The following is a 5,306-nucleotide window of genomic DNA, read 5'->3' as shown; positions in this document are numbered from 1 at the left end:
CTCCGCGGCCACCCCCTCCGCCACCCCCTCCCGCAGCGCTCCCTCTCGCTGGGTGGGGAGGGGGATGGGGGGTGGCGGTGGGTGGGTGGGTTGGTGCGGGCGCGGTGCTCCTGCCCGCCGGGCGCCGGCCCCTCTTGCGGCAGCTCTCTGCGCGGCGCCCACCCGCTCGGCGTCGCCTCTCCTACGGCCGCCCCTTTGCGCGGCGCCCATTCGCTCGGCGTCGGCTCCTACGGCCGCTCCCTGCCGTAGTGCTCTCTTTTGCTGGGGGGGAATGCAGCTGGGTTGGTTCAGCTGGTCAGTGTCTCGTAGGCCCGTCTCAGGCGGTGGATGCCCTCGGCTGTGTGGGTTGCGCTCTCGGCTGCTGCGTAGCTGATCCGTAGGTGTGGCGCCGGTGGTTCGGCTGGGTGGTACGGGCGGCCTGGGGTTACGAGGACTCCGGCGCGCAGGGCTGCTGCGGTGAGGGCGGCGTCGTCGGTGCCGTCCGGGAGGCGTAGCCACAGGTGGTAGCCGCCCTGGCGGTGGTCGCCGAGGAAGCCCGGGAGTTCGCGGTGGAGGGCGGCGACGGTGGCGGTGCGGCGGTCGCGGAGTTCGGCGCCCAGGGTGCGCAGGTGGCGGGCCCAGCCGGGGTCGGAGACGAGTTCCAGGGTGGCTTCCTGGAGTGGTCGGGGGACGAAGAAGCTGTCCACGACCTGGGTGGCCCGCAGGCGGGCCAGGGCCGGGCCGCGGGCGGTCAGGGCGCCGATCCGCAGGTTGGGCGAGGCCGCCTTGGTGAGGGAGCGCAGGTGGACCACGACGCCGTCCTGGTCGTCGGCGGCCAGCGGGCGGGGCAGCGGGGGTGCGTCGGTGTGGACGAGCAGCCGGGCGAAGTCGTCTTCGAGGACGAACGCGCCGGCCGCCCGGGCGATCCGGAGGACCTCGGTGCGCCGTTCGGGGGAGAGCACGGCGCCGGTCGGGTTCTGGAACAGCGGCTGGCAAACGAAGAGCCGGGCCCGGGTGGCCGCGAACGCGTCGGCCAGCAGGTCGGTGCGGACGCCGTCGGTGTCGACCGGGACGGGGACCGGGCGCAGGCCGGCCGCGTGGAGGACGGCGAGGATCCCGGGGTAGGTCGGCGACTCCACCAGGACGGGGGTGCCGGGGGCGGCGAGCGCGCGCACCGCGACGGTGAGTCCGCCCTGTCCGCCCGCCGTGATCAGGACGTCGCCGGTGCCGATCGGGCCGCCGGTGCCGCCGATGTCGCGGGCGAACCAGCCGCGCAGTTCGGTGAGGCCGTCGGCGGGCGGGCGGTCCCAGGCGCCGGGGCGGCGGCCGGCCCGGGCGAGGGCGGCGGCGAGCAGGCGTTCGGGGAGCAGGGTGGCGTGCGGGTAGCCGCTGTTGAGGTCGATGACGTCGGGCGGCGGCACGTTGAGGGTGGCCATCACCGGGGCGGCGAGCAGGTCGCGCGGGCCGGATCCGGCGCTGAGTGCGACCTCCTGCCAGGAGAGGTCGCCGGGGCGGGCGCTGGGTGCGGCCGGTGCGGCGGGGGCGGCGGCGAAGTGGGCGGCCCGGAACACCCCGGCTCCCGGCCGGGAGACGACCAGGCCCTCCGCGGCGAGGACGGCGATCGCCCGGGAGACCGTCACCGGGCTGACCTGATGGCGCTCGACGAGGGTGCGACTGGACGGCAGCTTTCGTCCCTCGGGATAGCGCTCGACCTCGCGGCGCAGGCTTTCGGCGAGTTCGGCCACACTGCTACGCTCGTTCATGAAGGCACAAGATAGCGCTATCCGGATTTCGGCGATAGCACCGCCCCTTGCGGCGAGCTCCGGCACCCTCCTCGCCGCCCTCGGGGTGCTCCTCTTCTCGTTCAGCTTCCCGGCCACCTCCTGGGCCCTGACGGGTTTCGGCCCCTGGACGGCCACCGGGCTGCGGGGGGCCGTGGCGGGCGTGCTCGCCGCGCTCTACCTCTCGGCCGTCCGTGCCCCGCTGCCGACCCGGCGTCAGTGGCCCGGCCTGCTCGTCGTCGCGGCGGGCTGCGTCCTCGGCTTCCCGCTGCTCACCACGCTCGCCCTGCGGTTGTCCTCGACGGCGCACTCGGCCGTGGTGATCGGCCTGCTCCCGCTGGCGACGGCGGTGTTCGCGGCGTGGCGTACCGGCCGCCGGCCGTCCCGGGCGTTCTGGGGCGCCGCGCTGGTGGGGGCCGCGGCCGTGATCGCGTTCACGCTGGTGCAGAGCCACGGCCGGCCGAGTGCCGCGGACTGCCTGCTGTTCGCGGCGCTGCTGGTATGCGCGGCCGGGTACGCGGAGGGCGGGCGGCTGTCGCGGGACCTGCCGGGTGCTCAGGTGATCGCGTGGGCGGTGGTGGTGGCGCTGCCCGCGACCGTGCTGACCACCGCGCTCGCGCTGCCCGCCGAGCCCGTCCACCCGGGTGCGAAGGCGCTGGCCGGGCTGGCGTACACGGCGGCGGTGTCGCAGTTCGGCGGCTTCGTGCTCTGGTACCGCGGGATGGCGGCGATCGGTGTGCCGCGGGCGAGTCAACTCCAGCTCGCCCAACCCCTGTTGACGCTGCTGTGGGCGGTGCTGCTGCTGGCCGAGGACCTGCCGGCGGCGGCGCCGGTGACGGCCGTGGTGGTGCTCGTCTGCATCGCCGTCACCCAGCGCGCCCGCGCCTGAGGGGCCTGTTCGGGTGATGCGCCGCGCGCGCCCCGGGCTCCGGTGGGTGGCCGCTGGTAGTGGTGGGTCCGACCACCGCCAGGCCCGAGCACGGAAGGCGCGCCGCGTGACTCTTCTGCCGAAGGACGTCGTGGACCAGGCCTCGCGCAGCCGGCGGTCGGCCCGCAGGCGCCGGCGGGGCCGGGTCCTGATCGGCTGGCTGACCACCACCGACCACAAGCGGATCGGCACCCTCTACATCACGACGTCGTTCCTCTTCTTCCTTGCCGGCGGCGTCATGGCACTGCTGATGCGGGCCGAACTCGCCCGGCCGGGCCTGCAGTTGATCGACAACGAGCGCTTCAATCAGCTGTTCACCATGCACGGCACGATCATGCTGCTGATGTTCGCGACCCCGCTGTTCGCGGGCTTCGCCAACTGGATCATGCCGCTGCAGATCGGCGCCCCCGACGTCGTCTTCCCCCGGCTGAACGCCCTCGCGTACTGGCTCTACCTGTTCGGCTCGCTGATCGTCATGTTCGGCTTCCTGACCCCGGGCGGCGCGGCCGACTTCGGCTGGTTCGCCTACGCGCCGCTCAACAGCGGGGTGCACAGCCCGGGACTCGGCGCGGACCTGTGGATCATGGGGCTCGCGCTCTCCGGGTTCGGGACGATCCTCGGCTCGGTCAACTTCGTCACGACGATCGTCTGCTTCCGGGCCCCGGGCATGACGCTGTTCCGGATGCCGATCTTCGTCTGGAACATCCTGCTCACCGCGGTCCTGGTGCTGTTCGCGTTCCCGGTGCTGGCGGCGGCGCTGCTCTGCCTGGAGTCGGACCGGCGCTTCGGCTCGCACGCCTTCGACCCGGCCAACGGCGGGGCGCTGCTGTGGCAGCACCTGTTCTGGTTCTTCGGGCACCCCGAGGTGTACATCATCGCGCTGCCGTTCTTCGGCATCGTCACCGAGATCATCCCGGTGTTCAGCCGCAAACCGGTCTTCGGCTACTCCGGCCTGATCGGCGCCACGATCGCCATCACCGGCCTGTCGATCACGGTCTGGGCGCACCACATGTTCGTCACCGGGCAGGTCCTGCTGCCGTTCTTCTCGATCATGACGATGCTGATCGCGGTGCCCACCGGGGTGAAGTTCTTCAACTGGATCGGCACGATGTGGCACGGCTCGCTGAGCTTCGAGACGCCGATGCTGTGGACGGTCGGCTTCCTGGTCACCTTCCTCTTCGGCGGGCTGACCGGGGTGCTGCTGGCCGCGCCGCCGCTCGATTTCCACGTCTCCGACTCGTACTTCGTCGTCGCGCACTTCCACTACGTGGTGTTCGGGACGGTGGTGTTCGCGATGTTCGCCGGATTCCACTTCTGGTGGCCGAAGTTCACCGGGCGGATGCTGGACGAACGGCTCGGCCGGATGCACTTCTGGACGCTCTTCGTCGGCTTCCACACCACCTTCCTGGTGCAGCACTGGCTCGGCGCCGAGGGCATGCCGCGCCGGTACGCCGACTACCTCGTCTCGGACGGGTTCACCACGCTGAACACCGTCTCCAGCATCGGGTCGTTCCTGCTCGGGGCCTCGACGCTGCCGTTCCTCTACAACGTGTGGCGGACGGCCAGGTACGGGAAGCCGGTGGAGGAGGACGACCCGTGGGGGTACGGTCGTTCGCTGGAGTGGGCCACGTCCTGCCCGCCGCCGAGGCACAACTTCGTGACGCTGCCGAAGATCCGCTCGGAGTGCCCGGCGTTCGACCTGCACCACCCGGACATCGCCGAGCTCGACCGGAGGCAGAACGCCCTCTGAGTCCGCCCGCCCGGTGGGGTCCGCTCGTTAGGATGACCGGGTGCCCCGCCGGCTCCGGGGCGCGGCATCCGGAGGGAGTGGGCCGTCATGGCAGACGAGAGGCACGCCCCGGCCGGGGACACCCCCGCCCGGCGGCGCGGCCAGGGCGAGCTGGAGGCCCAGGTGCTGGCGGTGCTCCAGCGTGCGCCAGGACCGGCCACCGCGGGGTGGGTCCAGGAACGCCTGGAGGGCGGCCTGGCGTACACCACCGTGATGACGATCCTCTCCCGGCTGCATGCCAAGAACGCCGTCTCCCGGACCCGCGCCGGCCGCTCCTACCTCTGGCAGGCGTCCTCCGACGCGGCCGGGCTCGCCGCCCTGAGGATGCGCCGGATGCTCGACGGCGAGGCCGACCGGGACGCCGTCCTGGCGAGCTTCGTGAGCGCCCTGCTCCCGCACGACGAGGAGCTGCTGCGCGCGCTGCTCGACTCCGCGTCCGCCGATCCGGCAACGGCCGACCGTGAGAGCTGACCCGTGGGCTTCTTCGTCTTCCTCCCGCTGATCCTGCCGCTGACGGCGGTGCCGATCGCCCGTCTCACCGGGCAGCACCTGCACCCGCGGGGCGCGGCCCGGCTGATGACCGTGATCAGCGCGGTGATGGCGGTGTGCAGCGTGCTGTGCCTCGGTCTGATCGGTGTCGTCGGCACCGCGCAGATCCCCGGCAACCCGCTGCCGGACAGCTGGTCGGACCCGGAGGTGCGGGCCGCGCTGCCGTACCACGAGACGGTCGGGACGGCCGCGATGTGGCTGCTGGTTCTGGTCGGGGTGGCCTGCCTGCGGACCGCGGCGCGCCACCTGCGGGTGCGGGCGCGGGCCCGGCGGGCGCTGG

General features: G+C 73.0%; 4 protein-coding genes and 1 pseudogene. 4 read left to right on the top strand and 1 reads right to left on the bottom strand.

What is annotated here, in order from left to right; translation table 11 throughout:
* Window positions 1–287 precede the first annotated feature (287 nt).
* Complete coding sequence (locus AB0O00_RS10890) at window positions 288–1,742, bottom strand: PLP-dependent aminotransferase family protein (RefSeq protein ID WP_363650326.1); 1,455 nt, start codon at window positions 1,740–1,742, stop codon at window positions 288–290.
* On the opposite strand from AB0O00_RS10890, the gene AB0O00_RS10885 reads away from it, so the two are divergent.
* From AB0O00_RS10885 to AB0O00_RS10870, 4 genes and pseudogenes are all read left to right on the top strand, one after another.
* A complete protein-coding gene (locus AB0O00_RS10885) occupies window positions 1,741–2,649 on the top strand; it encodes a DMT family transporter (protein WP_363650324.1) in 909 nt (302 codons plus the stop codon). The genes AB0O00_RS10890 and AB0O00_RS10885 overlap by 2 nt on opposite strands.
* A gap of 130 nt (window positions 2,650–2,779) precedes the next feature.
* Window positions 2,780–4,438, top strand: coding sequence for a cytochrome c oxidase subunit I (gene ctaD / locus AB0O00_RS10880; protein WP_363650336.1), 1,659 nt, complete (start codon window positions 2,780–2,782; stop codon window positions 4,436–4,438).
* An 87-nt stretch (window positions 4,439–4,525) separates the two neighbouring features.
* Complete coding sequence (locus AB0O00_RS10875) at window positions 4,526–4,948, top strand: BlaI/MecI/CopY family transcriptional regulator (protein ID WP_363650322.1); 423 nt, start codon at window positions 4,526–4,528, stop codon at window positions 4,946–4,948.
* A 3-nt stretch (window positions 4,949–4,951) separates the two neighbouring features.
* Window positions 4,952–5,306 (top strand): annotated as a pseudogene (locus AB0O00_RS10870) (M56 family peptidase); the annotation flags it as partial.

The organism is Kitasatospora sp. NPDC093558 (assembly GCF_040683475.1).
GTDB lineage: Bacteria > Actinomycetota > Actinomycetes > Streptomycetales > Streptomycetaceae > Kitasatospora.
The sequence above is the reverse complement of the archived record's forward strand: the minus strand, read 5'-3'. Positions and strand labels throughout refer to the sequence as shown.

Excerpts from the sequence above, each read along its gene's own strand:
- AB0O00_RS10885 (WP_363650324.1), top strand. The coding sequence starts at position 1,741 with ATGAAGGCACAAGATAGCGCTATCCGGATTTCGGCGATAGCACCGCCC.
- AB0O00_RS10890 (WP_363650326.1), bottom strand. The coding sequence starts at position 1,742 with ATGAACGAGCGTAGCAGTGTGGCCGAACTCGCCGAAAGCCTGCGCCGC.
- AB0O00_RS10875 (WP_363650322.1), top strand. The coding sequence starts at position 4,526 with ATGGCAGACGAGAGGCACGCCCCGGCCGGGGACACCCCCGCCCGGCGG.